This is a genomic window from Noviluteimonas caseinilytica (genome assembly GCF_018406605.1).
GTDB classification, from domain to species: domain Bacteria; phylum Pseudomonadota; class Gammaproteobacteria; order Xanthomonadales; family Xanthomonadaceae; genus Noviluteimonas; species Noviluteimonas caseinilytica.
The window spans coordinates 777,266-797,101 of record NZ_AP024545.1 but is presented as its reverse complement, the minus strand read 5'-3'; the positions used below and the strand labels follow the sequence as shown (position 1 = coordinate 797,101).

Here is a 19,836-nt window from a genome sequence, read left to right as displayed (position 1 = left end):
GCGACCCCTTAGTCCTTCGTCACACGGTTGATTTCGGCGAGGCTGGTGACCCCGTTCCTGACCTTCATCAGCGCCGACTGGCGAAGGTCCCGCACGCCGGAGCGCTGGGCCGCTTCACCGATCTGCATCACGTTGCCGCCTGTGAGGATGATGTCCTGGATTTCGTCGGTCATCGGCATTACCTGGTAGATGCCGGTACGACCCTTGTAACCCTCGGTGCAGTCCGGGCACCCGACGGCTTCGTACATCTTGAAGCCGGCATGGATCTCGTCCGCGGTGAAGCCTTCGGCGAGCAGTGCGTGGTCGGGCAGGTGCACTTCGCGCTTGCAGTCGTGCAGGCGACGGGCAAGGCGCTGTGCGATGACCAGCGTGACCGAGGAGGTGATGTTGTACGGCGCCACGCCCATGTTCATCAGGCGCGCGATGGTCTGCGGGGCGTCGTTGGTGTGCAGCGTGGAGAGCACCATGTGGCCGGTCTGCGCGGCCTTGATGCCGATCTCGGCGGTTTCCAGGTCGCGGATTTCGCCGACCATGATCACGTCCGGATCCTGTCGCAGGAACGAGCGCAGCGCGGCGGCGAACGTCATGCCGCGCTTGATGTTCATCTGCACCTGGTTGATGCCCGCCACGCGGATTTCGACCGGGTCTTCGACGGTGGAGATGTTGCGCGTGTCGTCGTTGAGGATGTTGAGCGCGGTGTACAGCGAGACGGTTTTACCCGAGCCGGTGGGGCCGGTGACCAGCACCATGCCGTAGGGCTTCTGCACCGCTTCCAGGAACAGCTTCTTCTGGTCGTCTTCGTAGCCCAGCTTCTCGATGCCGAGCTTGGCGGCGCCGCCGTCGAGGATACGCAGCACCACCTTTTCGCCGAACAGCGTGGGCAGGGTGCTGACGCGGAAGTCGATCTGCTTGGTCTTGGACAGGTTGAGCTTGATGCGGCCGTCCTGCGGGACGCGCTTCTCGGCGATGTCCAGCTGCGCCATGACCTTCAGGCGCGCGGCGATGCGGGCCTGCAGCTTCACCGGGACCTTGGCGACCTGCTTGAGCAGGCCGTCGATGCGCAGGCGCACGCGGTATTCGGTTTCGTAGGGCTCGAAGTGGATGTCGGACGCGCCGCGGCGGATGGCGTCCACCAGCACCTTGTTGATGAACTTCACGACCGGCGTGTCGTCGCCCTTGGCGTCGACGCCGGTGTCGGCGTTGAGGTCTTCGTCGCCGCCCGAGGTTTCCAGGCTGTCGAGGCCTTCGCTGTCGGCGACCGCGTCGGCCAGGGCGTCGGCGTTCTCGAGCCACTGGTCGATCGTGCGGCGGATCTTCTCTTCGTCGACCAGGATCGGCTCGACGGCGAGGTTGGTGTGGAACTTGATCTCGTCCAGCGCGTGGCTGTTGGTGGGATCGGACACGCCCACGAACAACCGGCCGCCGCGCTTGAACAGCGGCAGCGCGCCATGCTTGCGGACCAGGTCTTCGCTGACCAGCTTGATGGCCGACTGGTTGGGGTCGATCGCGCTGACGTCGAAGATCGGCATGCCGAACTCGGCCGAATTGGCTGCCGCCAACTGCGCCGAGGTGACCAGCTTCTTTTCGGCCATGAACAACGCGAGCGGCTTGCGCTCCTTCGTGGCCGCTTCCATCGCCTCGCGCGCGCGCGCTTCGTCCAGCGCCCCATCCAGCACCAGGCGCCGGGCAATGCCGGTGATGCCCACCAAATTGGCGGTCGCAACGGTCGCCATCTTTACCATCCCCCATTTCGGATGCCGAAGATACCGCAATCCCTTGAAGGCACAACGGATCGCCGTCGCTATTCCGGACTTGGATTCACGGGTAACCTGTACGGGTCAGGGGGCCCACATGCGCGTTTCGATCATCCTTCCGGCCAAGAACGAAGCCGACGGCCTGCGCAAGACCCTGCCGGGCCTGCGCGTGGTCGTTCCGCAGGCCGAGGTCATCGTGGTCGACGACGGCTCCACGGACGAGACCGCCGCCGTCGCGGCTGAACACGGGGCCCGCGTCCTGTCGTCCCCGTACCCCATGGGCAACGGCGCCGCCATCAAGCGCGGGGCCCGGGCCGCGGCCGGCGATGTCCTGGTCTTCATGGACGCCGACGGCCAGCACGACGCGGCCGACATCCCCAAGCTGCTGGAGCGGCTGGAAGCCGGTTACGACATGGCGGTCGGCGCCCGCGGCGCGGGCGGCCAGGCCAACCGCAGCCGCGGCTTCGCCAACGCCTTCTACAACCACGTGGCCAGCTGGATGACCGGGCACAAGGTGGCCGACCTCACGTCCGGCTTCCGCGCCGTGCGCGCCGAACGCTTCCGCGAATTCCTGCACCTGCTGCCCAACGGCTTCAGCTATCCCACCACCAGCACGATGGCGTTCTTCCGCAGCGCCTATCCGGTGGCGTACGTGCCGATCGACGTGGCCAAGCGCATCGGCCGCAGCCACATCCGCCCGCTGCGCGACGGCGCGCGCTTCCTCGTGATCATCCTGCGCATCGCTACGCTGTATTCGCCGCTCAAGTTGTTTGCGCCGGCGTCGTTCCTGTTCGGCGCGATGGGGCTGGCGTATTACGCGTGGACCTACGCGACGCAGGAACGCTTCACCAACATGAGCGCGCTGCTGCTCAGCGCGTCGGTGATCATCTTCCTGATCGGCCTCGTGTCCGAGCAGATCACCGCGCTGACCTATCGCCGCGACCCGTGACCGCGCGCCCGTGCGCTCGCTGCTGATCACGCGCAACTTCCCGCCGCTGGTTGGCGGGATGGAGCGCTTGAACCGGCACATCGCGCAAGCGCTGGCGCGCAATGGTGCGATGGCGATGGTCGGTCCGAGCGGCGCGCGTGCGTTCGCCCCGGCAGGCATCGATTTGCGCGAAGTGCCGCATCGGCCGTTGCCGCGCTTCCTCATGGGCGCGTTCGTCGAAGGGTGGCGCAGCGCAGGACGGTTTGCGCCGACGTTGGTGCTGGCCGGCAGCGGGCTTGCGGCTCCGCAGGCGCGCCTGGCTGCGCGCCGCGCCGGGGCGCGTTGCGCGGTGTACGTGCACGGGCTCGACCTGATTGCGCCGCATCCGGTGTACCAGCGCCTGTGGTTGCCGGCGATCCGCGGGGCCGATCGCGTGATCGCGAACAGCCGCAACACCGCGCGCCTGGCCGAACAACAAGGCGTGCCGCGCGATCGCCTGCGCGTGGTCACGCCGGGGACGGAGGTATTCGACACGCCGCCGGTGGCGAGCACCACCGCCGAACGCGCGACCCTCGGATTGCAGGATGGGCCCGTGCTGCTGTCGGTCGGGCGCCTCACCGAACGCAAGGGGCTTGCCGCCTTCATCCGCGATGCGATGCCCGCGCTGGTGGCCGCGCGCCCGGATGTCCAGTTGATCATCGTCGGCAGCGACGCCAACGACGCCGTCGCCGCCGCGCGGGGGTCCGAACGCGCGCGCATCGTGGCCGAAGCAGAACGCGCCGGGGTTGCCGGCCACGTGCGGCTGTTCGGCGTCGTCGACGATGCCACGCTCGACATCCTGTATCGCAGCGCCGACCTGCACCTGTTCCCGGTGCGCGACCTGCCCGGCGACGTCGAAGGCTTCGGCATGGTCGCGCTGGAAGCCGCCTCGCGCGGCGTGCCCACGCTGGGGTACGCGGTGGGCGGCGTGCCCGATGCCGTCGAACACGGCCGCACCGGCGAACTCGTCGCGCCCGACGACGCACGCGCCCTCGCCGAAGCGACGCTCGCGTGGCTCGCGAAACCGCGCGCGCAGACCGCCGCCGATTGCCTGGCCTTCGCGGCCGCCAACGGTTGGGACATCTTCGAACGTCGCCTCGTCGAAGCGTTTGCATGACCACCGACACACGCGCACCGCACGCCGTGCAGGACCTGCCCTCGCGCCGCTGGAAGGGCGAAAAGATCCTGCGCCTGCTGAGCCTCCCGCCGCGCGACACGCCGTGGCGCGTGCTCGAAGTCGGCACGGGCAGCGGCGGCATCGCGCATTACCTCGCCACGCATCCGACGGTGCGCTGCGACGTGACCTCCGTGGATGTCGTCGACGTGCGCAGCATCCGCGAAGGCTTCGCGTTCCAGGTGGTCGATGGCACCGCGTTGCCGTTCGCCGACGACGCGTTCGACATCGTGATCACCAACCACGTCATCGAACACGTGGGCGACCGCGACGCGCAACGCGCGCACCTGCGCGAATGCAAGCGCGTGCTCGCGCCGGGCGGGCGCGGATACCTCGCCGTGCCCAATCGCTGGATGCTGGTGGAGCCGCACTTCAAGCTCGCGTTCCTGAGCTGGCTGCCGATCCCGCTGGCCGACGCATACGTGCGGCTCGCGGGGAAGGGCACGCACTACGACTGCCGGCCGCTGACGTGCCCGCAGCTGGAGCCGGAGTTGCGTGCGGCGGGATTCGTGTTCGCGCAGCACACCGGCGATGCGTTGCGGATGACGTTCGACCTGGAGCAGCCGGACGCGCCCTTGTATCGGTACGTGCTCAAGCCGATGCCGGAGTTTGTCTGGCGGATGCTGCGGCGGGTGTTCCCGACGTTGATCTATACGCTCGACCCGGTCAACCGCTGACGGCCACCAGGCTCGCACGCAAGCGCGCAGCACTGTCTTCCCACGACGCCAGCGCCGGATACGCAATCCGCCCCAAGCCCAGGTTCGCGACGATATCGTGCGCAATCGTCTCCCCGTCGTCCGGCGGGGCAAGGAAACGCATGTCGTCGCGCAGCATCCAGCGCACCGGATCGGTCGAGGTCGCCACGACCGGCACGCCGCACGCCATCGCTTCGCACAACTTCGCGGGATAGCTGTACCGGCCGAACGCGGAGTGCGTGGTGATCACGCAGGCAACGTCGAGCGCGGACAGCGCGACCGGCAGTTGCGCATCGTCGACATAACCGAGCGCGTGCACGCCTTCGACGGTGAGCGCATGCGCAGGCGGGCGACCCGTCAGCACCAGGCGCGCATCCGGCCGTTGCGCGCGCACGCGCCGGAACGCATCGAGCAATACATCCGTCCCGCGATTCGCCGCCCATCCGCCCATGTAGCCCACCAGCGGCGCATCGACCGGCAAGCCCAACGCGGCGCGCGACGCGAGGCGATCGTGCGGCACGAACGCCGGATCCGCCGCCATCGGCACGATGTCCACCTCGCGTTGCCCGTGGCGCCGCGACCGCTGCAGCAATTCCGCGAGCTGCGGCCCGGCCGCCGTCACCACGTCCGCCGCGCGCAGCGAACGCCGCCACGCGAAATGCAGCGGCACATTCCACGGCATGTAGGCTTCGTAGTTGTCGTACGCATCCACCGCCAGCCGCGCGCCCGTGCGCTGCGCGAGGCGATGCGCGAGCCACCCGTACCACGCGTCCGACATGCCCACGATCCAGTCGGGGCGGAACGCCCGCGCACGCGCATCGAGTTCGCGCAACATGCGCGGCAACCCGAGCTTCGGATTGAGCGTCGACCACCGCACGCCTTCGTGCGCGACGGTCGTTTCCGGCGAGCGCTTGTGGCTGACCAGGTGCGCTTCGACCACATCGCCGGCCGCGGCGAGCAACCGCGGCAGATGGAAGAACCGCCCGTACGGCCGCGTCACGAGGTCGCGCTGCTGCGGTTCGCGCTTGCCGACGAACAGCACCCTCACGGCGGTGCGTCGACCAGGTTGCCGGCGCTGCGCGCGCGGAACGTGCGCCACGCGCGGGACGCCCGCACGCGCCATTGGTTCAACCCCGCGCGACGCAAGCCCTGCGCGCCGATGGCCTGCGGCAAGCGCGGCGCGACGAAGGCTTCCGCACGCCGCAACGCCGCGATGTACGGCAGGAACACGCTATCGCGCAACGCCGGCGTCATGCGCGCGCCGTAGCTGGTGAGGTTGGTGTCGTACGTGTTGCCTTCGATGCGCTTCAGGCCCTGGAAATGGAAGAACACCAGGGGCTGGGCGTCGACGCACACGACGCCGTCGCGCAACGTGACCTGCGATGCGCCGACATTCCACGGCGCGAGATTCGCGCCCGGGTGCGTGATGCCGACGACGCCATCGAACAGTTCCGGGAAGCGATCGAGGTACTTCTGGTCCGCGTAGCGATCCGCTTCGACGCGATCGAAGCACCACTCGATGCACCGCGCGCGCCACCATTCCAGGCACGCCTTGCCCGGCCCATCGTTGCGGAACGTCAGCCAGCCGACGTTGTAGATCCCGTGCCTGGCATGCGACGCCGCCGAGGCGCCCGTGAACCGGTGCGCGATGATCGCCACCGACCCGTCGCCGAGTTCCTCGAACACCGGCTCCGGGCTCGAGAAAAACCACAGGTCGGAATCGAGGTAGGTGATCTCGTCGACCCCGTGCGCGCGCATCACGTAACGCGGCAAACACGGCGAGCACGTGAAGTAGTACTCCACGCGCGATCGCGTGCCTTCGACCGCCTTCAGTTCCGGATCGAACGCTTCCAGTTCGGCCAACGGCACCACGCGCACGTTCGGCAGCGCGGCGGCTTCCAGGAAATCTGCGCACTCGCGGTCGAGCGCCAGCACCCAGAGCGTGAATTCGCCGCCGTGGCGCAGCAGCGATTCGTGCAGCGCCAGCCCGAGCGGCAGGTAGCGATGGTCGAAGTAGGTGCAGTAGTGCCGGTGACGCATCAGCGTGGGCCGGCCCAACCGTTCACCGCGTCGATGACGCGCGCCACGTCTTCCGTCGGCAGTTGCGGGAACATCGGCAGGCTCAACACCGTCGCCGCCCAGCCTTCGGTGCGCGCGAGCGGCCGCGGTTGGTACGCCGCGTTGTTGTAGGCGGGCTGCTCGTGGATGGCCGCGGGATAGTGCACGAGGCTGCCGACGCCGCGCTCGGCCAGGTGCGCCTGCAGGCCATCGCGATCCGCGGCGCGGACGACGAACTGGTGGTACACGTGGCCGTCGTCGCGCCCGCGGAAGATCCGGACGTGCGCGTTGTCGATCCCGTCGCGATACAGCGCGGCGATCCTGCGACGCGCATCGTTGTCGGCGTCCAGGCGCGGGAGCTTCACGTCGAGGATGGCGGCCTGCAGTTCGTCGAGCCGGCTGTTGCCGCCCTCGACGTCGCTGATGTAGCGCGTGCGCCAGCCGTATTCGCGCAACAGCCGCGCGCGTTCGCGCAGTTCGGCGTCGTTGGTGACCAGCGCGCCGCCGTCGCCGATCGCGCCGAGGTTCTTGGTGGGATAGAAACTGAAGCTGCCGAACGCGCCGATCGTGCCCGCCACGCGGCCTTCCCAGCGCGCGCCATGCGCCTGCGCGCAATCCTCGACGATCGGCACGCCGTGCTGTCGCGCGATGGCGTCCAGCGCGCCCATGTCGGCGCAACGCCCGTACAGATGCACCGGGACGATGGCCTTGATGCGGTCGCGATGCGTCGCGAACAACGCTTCCACCTGTTCGGGATCGATCAATGCATGGTCGTCGTCGACATCCGCGAACAGCGGGAATGCACCGGCGGCGCGGATCGCCACCGCGGTGGCCACCGCACTCATGGACGTCGTGACGACGAGATCGCCTTCGCGCACGCCGAGGGCGCGCAAGGCGATGCACAACGCATCCGTGCCGTTCGCGACGCCGAGGCCATGCGTCGACCCGACCCAGCGCGCGAAATTCTGCTCGAACGCTTCGACGCGCGGTCCGAGGATGTAACGCCCGTGCTCGAGCGTCGCGCGGATCGCCGCGTCGATGTCCGCGGCCTGCGCCTGGTAGGCGGCCAGCGGACTGCATTGGGGGATCGTGCGCGTCATGTCAGGCATAGTCGCTCAAGTGGGTCCGGTAATAGGCCAACGTGCTGCGCAGGCCTTCGGCCAGGCGCACGCGCGGCGTCCAGCCGAGCGCGGCGAAGCGCGAGAAGTCCGCGTAGTAGTCGCCGATGTCGATGCGCTTGCGTTCTTCGGGGAAGGCTTGCAGCTGGTAATCCCCGCCGCCGTTGGCGTCCACCAGCAGGTCCGCCAGCGCCTTCAGCGACACCACTTCGCTGTCGCCGAGGTTGTAGACCTGGCCGATCGCGCGGTCGTCCGTCGCCGCCAGCAACATCGCATCGACGACATCATCCACGTGGTTGAAGTCGCGCAGCTGCTCGCCGCCCCACACCGAGAACGGCGCGCCTTCCAGCGCGAGCTTGATCCAGATGCCGAGGAACGTCTGCCGCGCATCGCGGATGCGCATGCCCGGGCCGTACGTGTTGGTCAGGCGCAACGCGGTAGAGCGCACGCCGTACACGTTGCTGTAGAGGATGTGGTACCACTCGCCGGCCATCTTGTTGATGCCGTTGACATCGGTGGGGCGCAGCAAGTGGGCTTCGTCCACCGGCAGGTAATCCGGGCGGCCGTACATCTGGCGCGTGCTGGCGAAGACGATGCGGATCGCCGGGTTGATGGCGCGACACGCTTCGAGGATGGCCAGCTGCGCCGTGCAGTTGATCTCCAGGTCCGTGAAGGGATCGGACATCGAATCCTGGTGGCTGGTCTGGCCCGCCAGGTTGAACAGGTAGTCCTGCCCGCGCACGAGGGCGCGGAAGCCGTGCTGGTCGCGCACGTCGGAGATGTTGACGGTGACGCGATCGCGGATGTCCTCGATGTTGCGCAGGTTGCCGCCGTATTGCGGGATCAGGCTGTCCACCAGCGTGACGTGCGCGCCCTGCGCGACGAGCCGCCGTGCCAGGTTGGATCCGATGAAGCCGATGCCGCCCGTGATGAGCACGCGCGCATCCTTCCACTGCCTGCCCGCTGCGTTCATGCCGCACCGCCTCCGTTGGGGGTCGTCCCGATCATCGCACCCGGCCGCGCGAGGATGATCGCATTGTCGAGGTACAGGTCGGGGCTGGCGGGCAGCACGCGCGCCAGCGCCAGGCCGAGCAGGTTGACCGGCGCGCTCATCGCCGCCACGACGACCTTGCGCGCCATGGAGGACGGGTTGCCGCGCCGCACCACCTTGAACCAGTACGCCAGCCACAGCTGCGCGAACAGACTCGCGTCGGCCAGCGTGCGCCGGGACTCGACCACCTCGAAGCCCGCGCTGCGCGCCAGGTGCGCGAGCCCGAACGACGAATAGCGCGCGAAGTCGTAGGGCTGCTCGTGCTCGTCCCACACGAACGGCACCGTCATCAGCAGGCGCCCGCCCGGCCGCAGCACGCGATGCAGTTCGCGCAGGAAGGGCAGGGGCTCGAACACGTGCTCGAGCACCTGGTTGCACAGCACGGCATCCACGCTCGCATCGGCGACGGGCAACGTGCGTCCGTCGAACAACAGGTCCGCGCCGCCTTTCTTGCTGCCGTATTCCGACGACGTCGCGACTTCGACGCCGAAGTACGTCGCGTGCGCGAACAACGGCCGATACGGCGCGGTGCCGCAGCCGACGTCGAGCACGACGCCCTGCGCGGCCTGCGCCATCGACGCGATCTCGGACCGCAAGGCGCGATGCGCGAGGAAGAAGGGATCGGCGAGCGTGCGCAGGCTCATGCGTTGCGCCACCACGCACCGCCTGCGTAATCCGCGTGCAAGCCCGACACGTCGATCGGATGGTCCGCCGCCGTGAACGCGACCCGCTGCGCGTACTGCGACCGCAATACATCACGCACCGCGTCGGGCGAGAGCATCCACAACGGATAACTCGCGCGCCCGTGCTTCGCCGGCACCTGCTGCGCGAGGATGTGCATGCGGCCGTCCACGGAGAAGGGCGTCCGGTCGATCACGAGCACGCGTGCATCGAGTGACGCCAGCGCACGCAGCATGTCGAGCGGCGCTTCCAGGTACTGCAGCACGCTGGACGCGAGCACCGCATTCGGTGCGATCGAGCGCGCTTCGTCGAGATCCGAGGTGAAGGCCACCTGCGGCACGTCGGCGAACAAGCGTAGCCCGGCTTCCACGAAATGCGGCTGCTCCACCACGCACCACTGCAGGTCCGGCACGTCGGCCAGGAACGGCAGCCAGCGCAGGTAGTGCGACGCGAGGCCGCCGCCGAAATCCACCACGCGCAACCGGCCGTGGTCCGCGGCCGCCGCGGCTAGCAGCGAGGCCAATGCATGGCTCGGCGGCGCGAGCCCGTGCTGCACCGTGCCGTCCTGTTCGTAATCGGCTTCGCCCGCGAGCACGCGCTGCGTCGCGGCGATCACGCGCGCGAGGATCGCGTTGTCCGCGTATCCCGCGGTCGCGCGCGTGGCGTCGGCCCAGGTTTCGAACGGGCCCTTGTACGTCGTCGCCGCGCCGAGGAGGCGATTGCCGAAGTGGCGCAACTCGGGCGGCAACCAGGATTTCGCGAAGCTCATGCGCGTTCCTCCGCGGCGCGGCGCGCAACCGCGACGGCCCAGGTGCGCAGCAACGGCCGCGACAAGGCTTCGGGCAACGGCACGTTGCGCACCGCCTGCCGGTCGAGGAAACGCGACAACGCATCGGCGGCGCGGACGTCCTGCAAGACGACATCGGGCAAACCGCCCGAGAACAGCGCCGTCGCGTCGCTGTCGTGGACGTCGCTTGCAACCGCATGCGCGCCGCTTTCGTCATTGCCGGTGTTGCGCACGAACGAATGCCCCGGATGCAGCGTGTGCCGCCCCGCGAGGAACAGGCTCGCATGCCACTGCGTCGCCCACGACTGGCTGCGGCCCTGTGCGCGTTGCACCAGTTGCAGCAGGGATTGCGCGCCGTGCGTGGCGGTGAATTCACGCAGCTTCTTCCGTTCGGCCATCGTGCGCAGCAGCGCGCGCGGATCGCGTTCGAACAATTGCCAGCGATCGGCCCACGTCGCCCAGCCCCAGCAATCGGCGCCGGCGAGGAAGAAATAGTCGGGCAGGCCCGCGATCGGCGGCGCATAGCCGTGGATCGAACCCACGCGCGGTTCGTCGCGATAGCGATCGAGTGCGGCATTCATGTAGGCCAGGAAGCCGGGCGACACCTCGACGTCGTCTTCCACCACGATGACGCGATCGTGCGCGGCCAGCACGCGCCCGACGCCGCCGGTGATCGCGGCGAACAAGCCCTGATTGGTCGGCGATGCGTGGATCTGCACATCGGCGAATCCCAGCGCATTGGCGACGACATCGCGCACATCCGCCACGCGCTCGGCTTCCGCGTCGTTGCGCGGCCCGTCGATGAAGGCATGCACCGTCGTCGCCCACGCTTCCGGGTTCGCCGCCAGCGCGCGCAGCGTTTCCGCGGCATGCGCGGCCCGGTTGAAGGCGAAGAACGCGACGGGCGCAGGCCGGGCTGCCATCACAGGCCCAGCACGTTGTCCGGACGGTAGAGGATCGCGGTGCAGCCGGGATGCTTGCTCACCGGTTGCGGGCCGTGCAGCGGCAGCACGCGGAAGCCTTGTGCGCGCAGCGCATCGATGCCGGGCGTGTATTCGGGGCGCTGTGCATCGTCGAGGATCACGATGCCGTCCGCCGCGAGCAACGCGGGCGCCGCCAGCAGGCATTCGTTGCGATGGATGCCGTCGACGATGATCACGTCGAAGTGGTCCTGTCCCCGGGTGGGCGCGATGTAGGCGCCGGGCGTGGCGCCGTCGACGCGATGCACGGTCGCGCGCGATTGCGCGGCGATCATGTCGGCCCAGCCGGCGTGGTGTTCGACCGCCACGTGTTCGGCCACGCGCGCGCTCCACCACAGCGTGCCCATGCCGCTGCCGAATTCCAGCACGCGCCAGCCGCGGTCGATGCGTGGCTCCAGCAACGCGATCGCCGGATACGTGAACCACGGGATCGGCTGCCCCTGCGCATCCAGCGCCCGCCGCGCCGCGCGCGTGCCGAACCAGCCCATCGCGTCGAAGTATCCCGACGTGGCCGCCTCGTATCGCGCGAGCATCCTGCGCGCCCACAGCATCGTCATGTCCGTCCCCAGTTCCCGGGCCACAGCGCACGGGTCTTCATCATGAACAATCCGCGCGTGTCCCGGTAGGCCGCATCGGCGAGCCACGTAGCCAGCGCCTGCGCGGCCAGCGTCGCCATCGCCGCGCCGGCGATCCCGTAAGCCGGGATCAGCCAGAAATTCAGGCCGATGTTCGCCACCGCGCCCAGCACGGTGCGGCGCAGCGCGTGGCCCGTGCGGCGTTCGAGCACCAGCCATCCCGAGCTCAGCACGCCCAGCGCCACCAGGGGCGCGGCGAGGACCTGGAGGCGGAATGCTTCGGCCGCGCCGCGATACGCCTCGCCGTAGGCCAGCACCACCAGCGGTTCGGCCAGCAGCGCCAGCACCACCGACATCGCCAGGTGCAGGTACACGCTCACGCCCATCAGGCGCACCAGCGTGCGGTCGCGCGTGAGCGGGTTGTCCATCGACTGGCGCGTCAGCGTGGGCAGCGCGGCGCGCAACAGCAGCGTCGGCACCACCAGCGGCAGTTCCGCCAGCGTCACCACCGCCGAATACAGGCCCACCTGCTGCTGCCCCAGCATCGCGGCGATCATGAACTGGTCGATGCGCATGTATGCGAATACGGCGATGCCGGCCAGCAGCAACGGCGTGCTTTCGCGCAGCAGCTCCAGGGCATCGCGCAACGCGACGGTCGCAACGCCTTCGCCGGATTGCGTGCCCAGCCCGCGCGCCAGCAAGGACAACAGGAGCGAGCGCAGCGCCCATTCGGCGACCAGCACCCAGGCGAACGCGACGACGCCGAAGCCACCGAACGCGAGCACCACGCGCACCAGCGCCGCGAGCGGCGACACCGCCACGACGGCCATCGCGACGCGCCGCCCGTGTCCGGACGCGATCAACCGCCATTCCGCGAGATCGCCCACCTGCGCGAGCGGCAACAACGCGAGGATCAACACGAGGTGCGACGCCCCGAGCGCATGCACCTGCGGCAACACCGACACCGCCAACAACGCGGCGGCGCCGAGCAACGCACCGCTCCAGCGCAACCGCCGCAACAACGCGAGCGTGCGCGCGCCCGAGTCCGCGGCCACCAGTTCACGTGTCGCGATCTGTTCCAGCCCCAGCGCCGCGATCATCGCGACGAACGATGCGATGGCGATCGCCAGCGACAACGCGCCGAATTCCACCGGCCCCAACGCACGCGCGACCGCCAGCGCGGCCGCGAGGCTCGCCACGCCCTGCACGATCTTCGCCATCGCCAGCCAGCCGAACTGGCGTGCCACCTGCGAGTCGCGCAACCAGCGCAAGGTGCGGCCCAGCGCGCCCGCCTGCGGCGTATTCACCGCGTGGCCGCGGCCGTGCGCCAGTCGGCGTACGCCAGCGCCAGCCCGTCGCGCAGCGGCACGCGCCGGCGCCAGCCCAGTGCGGCCAGGCGCGAGGAATCGAGCAGCTTGCGCGGCGTGCCGTCGGGCTTGCTCGTGTCGAACCGAATCTGGCCGGTGTAACCGACGACGTCGGCGACGAGGTGCGCGAGTTCCGCGATCGAGACTTCATCCCCCGACCCCACGTTCACCATCTGCGCGTCGCTGTAGCGATCCATCAGCAAGACCAGCGCATCGGCGAGGTCGTCCGCGTACAGCAATTCGCGCAGCGGCGTGCCCGTGCCCCACACGACGACTTCCGGCGCGTTCGCTTCGCGTGCTTCGTGGAAGCGGCGCAGCAGACCCGGCACCACGTGCGAGTTCTGCGGATGGTAGTTGTCGCCCGGGCCGTACAGGTTGGTGGGCATCGCGACGATCGCATCAAACCCGTGCTGCTTGCGGTATGCCTGGCACATCTTCAGGCCGGCGATCTTCGCGATCGCGTAGGCCTCGTTGGTCGGCTCCAGCGGGCCGGTCAGCAGCGCGTCTTCGTGCAGCGGCTGCGGCGCCAGCTTCGGATAGATGCAGGACGAGCCGAGGAACAACAACTTCCGTGCACCGTGCTTCCACGCCGAATGGATCACGTTGGTCTGGATCGCGAGGTTCTCGCGCAGGAAGTCGGCCGGATACGTGTCGTTGGCAAGGATGCCGCCCACCTTCGCCGCCGCCAGGTACACCTGGCGCGGGCGATGTTCGGCGAAGAACGCTTCCACCGCGGGCTGGTCGGTGAGATCGAGTTCGGCATGCGTGCGCAGCACGAGGTCGTCGACGCCCGACGCGCGCAGGTGGCGCACGATCGAAGCCCCCACGAGGCCGCGGTGGCCGGCGACATAGATCGGGCCGTCGCTGTGCGCCACGTCAGTCCTGCGTGCCCTGCGCGCGATAACCGGCGCCGACCACCAGCAGGTCGCGCTGCGCCAGCGCCAGGTCGTGGCGCATCATTTCCGACACGAGTTCGTCGAAGCCTGTGCGCGGCACCCAGCCGAGTTGTTCGCGCGCCTTCGTCGCATCGCCGAGCAGCGTTTCCACTTCGGCGGGGCGGTAGTAGCGCGGATCGATCGCGACCACGCGCTGCCCGATCGCCGCCTGGCTGCCTTCCGGCGCGCGCGCGACGACCGCATGTTCCTCGGCGCCATCGCCGCGCCATTCGAGCTGCAGGCCCAGTTCCGCCGCCGCGCGCTCGACGAAATCGCGCACCGAATGCTGCACGCCCGTGGCGATCACGTAATCCTCGGGCGTGGGCTGCTGCAACATCATCCACTGCATCTCCACGTAATCCCGCGCGTGGCCCCAGTCGCGGCGCGCGTCCAGGTTGCCGAGGAACAGGCACGGCTGCAGCCCGCAGTGGATGCGCGCCAGCGCGCGCGTGATCTTGCGCGTCACGAACGTCTCGCCGCGGATCGGCGACTCGTGGTTGAACAGGATCCCGTTGCACGCGTACATGCCGTACGCCTCGCGGTAGTTCACGGTGATCCAGTACGCGTACAGCTTCGCCACGCCGTACGGCGAGCGCGGATGGAACGGCGTGCGTTCGGTCTGCGGCGACTCGGCCACTTTGCCGTACAACTCCGACGTCGACGCCTGGTAGAAGCGCGTCTTCTGTTCCAGCCCCAGGATGCGGATCGCCTCGAGCAACCGCAGCGTGCCGATGCCGTCGGCGTTGGCCGTGTACTCCGGCGTTTCGAACGACACCTGCACGTGGCTCTGCGCGCCGAGGTTGTACACCTCGTCCGGCTGCACCTGCTGAAGGATGCGGATCAGGTTGGTCGCATCCGTGAGATCGCCGTAGTGCAGGAACAAGCGGCGGTCCTGCTCGTGCGGATCCTGGTACAGATGATCGATGCGTTCGGTGTTGAACGACGAGGCCCGGCGCTTGATGCCGTGGACCTCGTAGCCCTTGGCCAGCAGGAATTCGGCGAGGTAGGCGCCGTCCTGTCCGGTGATGCCCGTGATGAGCGCGCGCTTGGTCAAGGTGGTTCCCCGTTGTCGCGGCATCATCCGGGAAAGCGCAGGGCCCCGTCCAGACGACGGCCGTCGCGTTACCGCGTCGTGGCCGGCGCGGGCAGGGTTTTTTCCAGTTCGTCGGCGGCCGGGCCGTACTGGTCCAGGCGGCCGAGGGTGCGCAGGACCGCGATGTGCTGCCGCGACTCCTCCACCAGCCCCATCGAATTCAGCAGCTTGATCAGGTTGACCTGGAACTGGGCGTTGGACGGGTCCAGCGCCACCGATTCGCGCAGCAGGCGCAGGCCGAGCGGCCGGTCGCCCAGCACGTGCAGGGCGTAGTTGGCGTAGATGGTCATCACGCCGGCGTGCGGGCCGCGCTCCAGGCCGGCCTGGAAGGTGTCGAGCATTTCCTGCGGCGGGAAGGCGCACAGGTCCTGCGCGGCGCAGTTGGTCATCGCGATCAGCGACAGCTGCTCCTGCGGGCCGCCCGAGCGGATGCGCAGCTTGGCGCGCAGCGCATCCCACAGGCCTGGCGCGGGCTCGATGCCGATGCGCGCCGAGTAGATCAGCTCTGCCTGCTCGGGCAGCGTGCTGCTGCCGGGCACGCGGCGGGCGACGTCGAGGGCGCGGAAGATTTCCTTGCGCAGCGGCGACTTCGGGTCGTAGCCGCTGATGCCGATCAGCGCGCGCGCGTATTCGTACGTGGCGCGCGCGGAGTTCGGATGCTTGGTCGCCTCGCTGCGCGCGAAGCGCAGCAGCGAATCCCATTCGTTGGCGCGCATCAGCGTCGTCGCGGCGCACACCAGGATGAAGATGAGCGCGAGCGTACGCGTCACGATCGGGATGCGCTGCGCGAAGTTGGCGCACAGCAGCAGGTCGCCCAGCGCCAGCACGACGCCCAGCAGGGCGAAGTAGTTGCGGTGTTCGAACACCAGTTCCAGCGGCACCACGGTGGCCGTCATCGTGTGCGCGGCGAAGTACCAGAAGATGCCCAGCGCCACGAGCGGCCGCGACTTGCGCACCATCCAGCCGCCGACCGCCAGCGCCAGCAGCACCACCATCGCGGGAATCGGCGAGTGCGGGCCCCACCAGCTGCGCGAAATCACGTAGTCGTCGTGGTACAGCCCCATCACGCGGACGTCGGGGAACACCGTCCAGCGCAGGTAGTCCACCACGATGCGCGCTTCGGTGAGCAGGCGGTCGTGCAGGGTGAAGTCGCGCCCCGCGAACGCCGCCGGATCCATCACGCGCGGCAGCAGCCACGCCGTGCCCGCGACCAGCGGCACCGCGAGCAGCCAGATGTACAGCGTGAGCAGGTGGGGTTCGCGCTTGCCGTCGCGCCCGCGGAAGCGGAACACGAACGCTTCGATGCCCAGCGCATACAGCGGCAGCAGCAGCGCCGATTCCTTCGACAGCAGCCCCATCGCCGAACCGCCGAGGATGCCGAGCGCGATCCAGCCCCAGCCGCGCTTGCCCTGCAGGAGATTGGTACGCCCGCGCACGTAACACCACAAGCCCGCGAACACCGGCACGTGCGCGAGCACTTCCATGCGCTGCACCACGTACAGCACCGCGGTGACGTGCAGCGGATGCAACGCCCAGGCGATCGTGGCGAACCACGGCAGCGCGCGCGCCGCGCCTTCGATCGGGCCCTTCGCCGCGGCGCGTTGCAGCGCGCGCACCAGCGCGAACACCAGCAGCGCGTTGAAGGCGTGCATGCCGACGTTGGTGAGCTTCATCGCCCACGCGTCGTAGCCGGTGAAGAAATAATTGAGCGCGAAGGTGAACATCGCCAGCGGCCGCTGCAGCGAGCTGGCCGGCGAAGACAGCATCGCCGACAGCCATTGCCCGGCGTCCAGCTTGTCGACGCGCACCGCGGGGTTGTCGAGCAGGTTGGGGTAGTCGTCGAAGACGAAGCTGCCGCCCAGGCCCGGCCAGTAGATCGCCACGATGGACACCACGAGCGCGAACAGCGCCAGGCACGTCGCCAGGCGCGGGCGCGCCTGCAGGCGGGAAAACATCATTCGGCGGCGTCCTGGGATTGCGTTGCAGCGTGGGCACGGAGGCGGGCGCGCAAGTCTACGACCTCGCGCTGCCAGTAACCCTGCGACGCCAGCACGGAAGCGTGCAGGCGGGGCATGCCGAAGCGTTGGGGGCGGGGGTCCGGGTGCTTCGGGTCGAACCGGGCGAGGTGGGCCAGCGCGTGGCGCGGGGCGCCGTTGGCATCGAGCAGTGCCGCTTGGCGCAGGACCAGGTCGGGCGCTTGCGACTGGCGGTAAGCGTCGTCGAACAGGCGCAGTGCCTCGTCGAATTGCCCGCGCTGCACCGCCAGGCGCCCCAGCAACGACTGCATCGCAGCGGATTGATCCAGGTAGAACGCGGGATTGCCTGCGAGCGTGTGCATCCACGTGTCCAGCGTGTCGACGGTCAGCCCGGCGCACGGCTGGCGACGCACCATGTCCGTGCGGTACGCGAGCCAGTCCTGCGCCAGCGCGCCTGCCGTGTTGCCCATGTGCAACGACTGCGTCATCGCCACCGCATCGCCTTCGGCGAGCCCGCGACCGGCGCACGCCGCATCGATCACCGACGCACCGAGTTGCAGGTCGTTGGGACGCGCACGCCACTTCGGGCGCAGCCACGCGGCGGCGCGATCCGGGAAGCCCGCATTGATCGTCACGTCGGTCCATGTCGCATACGCGCGCGCGGAATCGGGATTGCGCGTCGCCCACAGCGCGGCAAGGCGCGCGGGATGCCCCCATGCATCGGCGCGCGCATGCGTGGTCGCCGCCAGCAACGCGAGCAAGCCCACGCCGATCGCCACCCGCGCCCAGCGCGCGATCGGCGCGCGCACGATCACGGCCGCCAGGGGCCACGCGAGCAACAGCGCAGGCACGTAGTTGCGATGTTCGAAGAACAGTTCCAGCGGCACCAGCGTCGATTCGAGCACGTGGCCGGCGAAGAAGAACAACAGCGCGGCGGACAGCCGCGGCGCCCGACGTCGCGCTACCAGCGCGCCGGCGAACAACGCGACCAGCGCTGCCCACGACAGCACCGACGACACCGGCGCGAACGGCCCATGCGACACCGCATACCCGTCGGCGAACAGGCCCGGCGACAACACGCGCGGGATCGCCAGCAGCCCGAGGTAATCGACGAGGACGCGCCCTTGCGTCCACGCGCGCTCGCCGACGGACCACATCCGGCTATCGATCCCCGTGTTCCAGGACAACGCGAAATGCGCGACGTACGCGAGCACGAGCACCGACGGCACCACGAGGAACGCGATCCGCTTCCCGCGTTCCGCAGGCGAGGCAGGCAACACCGTCGCCGACAACACCCACGCGAACATCGGCACCAGCAAGCCGTTCGCCTTGCACAGCGTCGCCGCGATCGTCGCCACGACGATGCCGCCGTAAGCGAGCCACGCCCCGCGCCGGTCCGTGCGCGCCGCACCGAGCACGTAGGCGATCAGCCCCGCGAGCGCGAACGTCCCCGGCAACATCGCCTCGCGCTGCACGATGTACAGCGTGGTCGACACGAACAGGGGATGCAGCAGCCACAGCCCCGCGCCGAGCAGCGCAATGGGCTGCCGATGCTCGCGCTGCGTCCCCAGCGTGCGCTCCATCGCGAGCAACAGCACCCACAGCAATGCGCCGTTGAGCAGGTGCAACACGAGGTTGGTGCGCAGGAACGGCGCCGGGTCGGCCGGCCAGTCGCGCGCATCGACCAGGAAGGAAAGCAACGCGAGCGGACGCCCCGTGGGATCGGACGTGCCGGACGTGATGTAGCGCCAGAAGGCGGGCGCATCGACCACGGCCCCGTGGCGGGACAGCGCGTCGAGGTTGATGTAGTCGTCGAACAGGAAGCCGCCGGACAGGCCCGGGGCATAGGCCCACGCGGCCATGGCCAGCACCAGCGCGAATGCGACCTGCCAGCGCCATGGCCATCCGATCGCTGGGGTCATCGTGCCGTCTGGTCGTGGGTCCGCCGGCATCCTAAAAGAAAAGGGGCCGCACAAGGCGGCCCCTCCGGTGTTGCTGTACTGCGATCAGCTTACGGCGAGCCGGAGCACGCGCAGCTGCTCGGGCACCACTTCTGCGGAAGCGTGGCGCTCTTGCAATGCCATTCCAGGCTGCCGGCGTTGCGGACGGCCGAGAACGACAGGGTCTTCGACGGCGCGGCCGAGAGCTTGGCGTTGGCCTTGGCGCCGGCGTACGTGGCGATGATCACGCCGGTCGTGGTGCCGACGTTGACGGCGGAGACGTATTCGCCCTTGATCGAGGTGTTCTGCGCCAGGCCGGCCGAGGAGTTGGCCGCCGGGAAGTAACCACGGTTGTTGACGAACTCACCCACCGCGGTCTTGACGCCGTCGGCGAGCGACGAGCCTTCCGAGACCTGCGAGCGGATCACGTAATCCTGGTACTGGCTGATGGCGATGGCGGCCAGGATCGCGATGATGGCGACCACGATCATCAGTTCGATGAGGGTAAAGCCCTGTTGCTTCTTCATTTGAATCCCCTAGGAGTGTTTTGAACTTCACGTGCACCGAGCGGCTCGGGGTTCCGGTCCGTTGGGCAGCCGTGCAACGCAATGCACGTGCAGGGAAGGATACGCACGATGCGTGCCAATGGGGACAGGGATGAGCATCGGAGGGCGAGGGTGCGCCC

18 protein-coding genes are annotated in these 19,836 nt (G+C 68.9%); 3 read left to right on the top strand and 15 right to left on the bottom strand.

The features are described 5' to 3' along the window. Positions 1-8 precede the first annotated feature (8 nt). On the bottom strand, positions 9-1,733 hold the full coding sequence (gene pilB, locus LYSCAS_RS04005) for a type IV-A pilus assembly ATPase PilB (protein ID WP_213435889.1): 1,725 nt from the start codon (positions 1,731-1,733) through the stop codon (positions 9-11). A 118-nt stretch (positions 1,734-1,851) separates the two neighbouring features. Between pilB and LYSCAS_RS04000 the strand changes: the two genes are divergently transcribed. Genes LYSCAS_RS04000 through LYSCAS_RS03990 form a run of 3 tightly spaced genes read left to right on the top strand, consistent with a single transcriptional unit; the run spans position 1,852 to position 4,572 of the window. Continuing rightward, positions 1,852-2,703, top strand: a complete 852-nt coding sequence (locus LYSCAS_RS04000; RefSeq protein ID WP_213435887.1) for a glycosyltransferase family 2 protein — start codon at positions 1,852-1,854, stop codon at positions 2,701-2,703. Between the two features lie 10 nt (positions 2,704-2,713). After that, positions 2,714-3,838, top strand: coding sequence for a glycosyltransferase family 4 protein (locus tag LYSCAS_RS03995; protein ID WP_213435885.1), 1,125 nt, complete (start codon positions 2,714-2,716; stop codon positions 3,836-3,838). Continuing rightward, positions 3,835-4,572 (top strand): class I SAM-dependent methyltransferase, encoded by a 738-nt coding sequence (locus LYSCAS_RS03990; RefSeq protein ID WP_213435883.1) that lies wholly within the window; start codon positions 3,835-3,837, stop codon positions 4,570-4,572. The genes LYSCAS_RS03995 and LYSCAS_RS03990 overlap by 4 nt, the downstream gene beginning before the upstream one ends. Here the strand turns inward: LYSCAS_RS03990 and LYSCAS_RS03985 are convergent. The 14 genes from LYSCAS_RS03985 to LYSCAS_RS03920 form a co-directional block, all read right to left on the bottom strand. Continuing rightward, positions 4,562-5,638: a glycosyltransferase family 4 protein gene (locus LYSCAS_RS03985; protein WP_244858660.1), complete on the bottom strand. Its 1,077-nt coding sequence runs from the start codon at positions 5,636-5,638 to the stop codon at positions 4,562-4,564. The two genes, LYSCAS_RS03990 and LYSCAS_RS03985, sit on opposite strands and share 11 nt — an antisense overlap. Next, entirely contained in the window at positions 5,635-6,630 is a 996-nt protein-coding gene (locus LYSCAS_RS03980) for a hypothetical protein (RefSeq protein WP_213435881.1), read from the bottom strand. The genes LYSCAS_RS03985 and LYSCAS_RS03980 overlap by 4 nt, the downstream gene beginning before the upstream one ends. After that, entirely contained in the window at positions 6,630-7,748 is a 1,119-nt protein-coding gene (locus LYSCAS_RS03975; protein WP_213435879.1) for a DegT/DnrJ/EryC1/StrS family aminotransferase, read from the bottom strand. Before LYSCAS_RS03975 ends, LYSCAS_RS03980 begins: the two co-directional genes overlap by 1 nt. Before the next feature lies 1 nt (position 7,749). Then, on the bottom strand, positions 7,750-8,739 hold the full coding sequence (locus LYSCAS_RS03970; RefSeq protein WP_213435877.1) for an NAD-dependent epimerase/dehydratase family protein: 990 nt from the start codon (positions 8,737-8,739) through the stop codon (positions 7,750-7,752). Further along, positions 8,736-9,461, bottom strand: a complete 726-nt coding sequence (locus LYSCAS_RS03965) for a class I SAM-dependent methyltransferase (RefSeq protein ID WP_213435875.1) — start codon at positions 9,459-9,461, stop codon at positions 8,736-8,738. Before LYSCAS_RS03965 ends, LYSCAS_RS03970 begins: the two co-directional genes overlap by 4 nt. After that, complete coding sequence (locus tag LYSCAS_RS03960; protein ID WP_213435873.1) at positions 9,458-10,267, bottom strand: methyltransferase, TIGR04325 family; 810 nt, start codon at positions 10,265-10,267, stop codon at positions 9,458-9,460. The genes LYSCAS_RS03965 and LYSCAS_RS03960 overlap by 4 nt, the downstream gene beginning before the upstream one ends. Continuing rightward, the gene (locus LYSCAS_RS03955) at positions 10,264-11,208 is read right to left on the bottom strand and encodes a hypothetical protein (protein ID WP_213435871.1); all 945 of its coding nucleotides are present in this window, start codon (positions 11,206-11,208) and stop codon (positions 10,264-10,266) included. Before LYSCAS_RS03955 ends, LYSCAS_RS03960 begins: the two co-directional genes overlap by 4 nt. After that, on the bottom strand, positions 11,208-11,822 hold the full coding sequence (locus tag LYSCAS_RS03950) for a hypothetical protein (protein WP_213435869.1): 615 nt from the start codon (positions 11,820-11,822) through the stop codon (positions 11,208-11,210). Before LYSCAS_RS03950 ends, LYSCAS_RS03955 begins: the two co-directional genes overlap by 1 nt. Beyond that, positions 11,819-13,147 (bottom strand): oligosaccharide flippase family protein, encoded by a 1,329-nt coding sequence (locus LYSCAS_RS03945; protein WP_213435867.1) that lies wholly within the window; start codon positions 13,145-13,147, stop codon positions 11,819-11,821. Before LYSCAS_RS03945 ends, LYSCAS_RS03950 begins: the two co-directional genes overlap by 4 nt. Beyond that, positions 13,144-14,082, bottom strand: coding sequence for an NAD-dependent epimerase/dehydratase family protein (locus LYSCAS_RS03940; protein WP_244858658.1), 939 nt, complete (start codon positions 14,080-14,082; stop codon positions 13,144-13,146). Before LYSCAS_RS03940 ends, LYSCAS_RS03945 begins: the two co-directional genes overlap by 4 nt. A gap of 1 nt (position 14,083) precedes the next feature. Then, positions 14,084-15,220 (bottom strand): GDP-mannose 4,6-dehydratase, encoded by a 1,137-nt coding sequence (gene gmd / locus LYSCAS_RS03935; RefSeq protein ID WP_213437564.1) that lies wholly within the window; start codon positions 15,218-15,220, stop codon positions 14,084-14,086. Between the two features lie 44 nt (positions 15,221-15,264). Next, complete coding sequence (locus LYSCAS_RS03930) at positions 15,265-17,193, bottom strand: hypothetical protein (RefSeq protein ID WP_213435865.1); 1,929 nt, start codon at positions 17,191-17,193, stop codon at positions 15,265-15,267. Then, positions 17,190-19,133 (bottom strand): tetratricopeptide repeat protein, encoded by a 1,944-nt coding sequence (locus LYSCAS_RS03925; protein WP_213435863.1) that lies wholly within the window; start codon positions 19,131-19,133, stop codon positions 17,190-17,192. The genes LYSCAS_RS03930 and LYSCAS_RS03925 overlap by 4 nt, the downstream gene beginning before the upstream one ends. 89 nt (positions 19,134-19,222) lie before the next feature. After that, positions 19,223-19,678 carry a pilin gene (locus LYSCAS_RS03920; RefSeq protein WP_213435862.1) on the bottom strand — a complete coding sequence of 152 codons (456 nt, stop codon included), beginning with the start codon at positions 19,676-19,678 and terminating at the stop codon, positions 19,223-19,225. Positions 19,679-19,836: the final 158 nt, after the last annotated feature.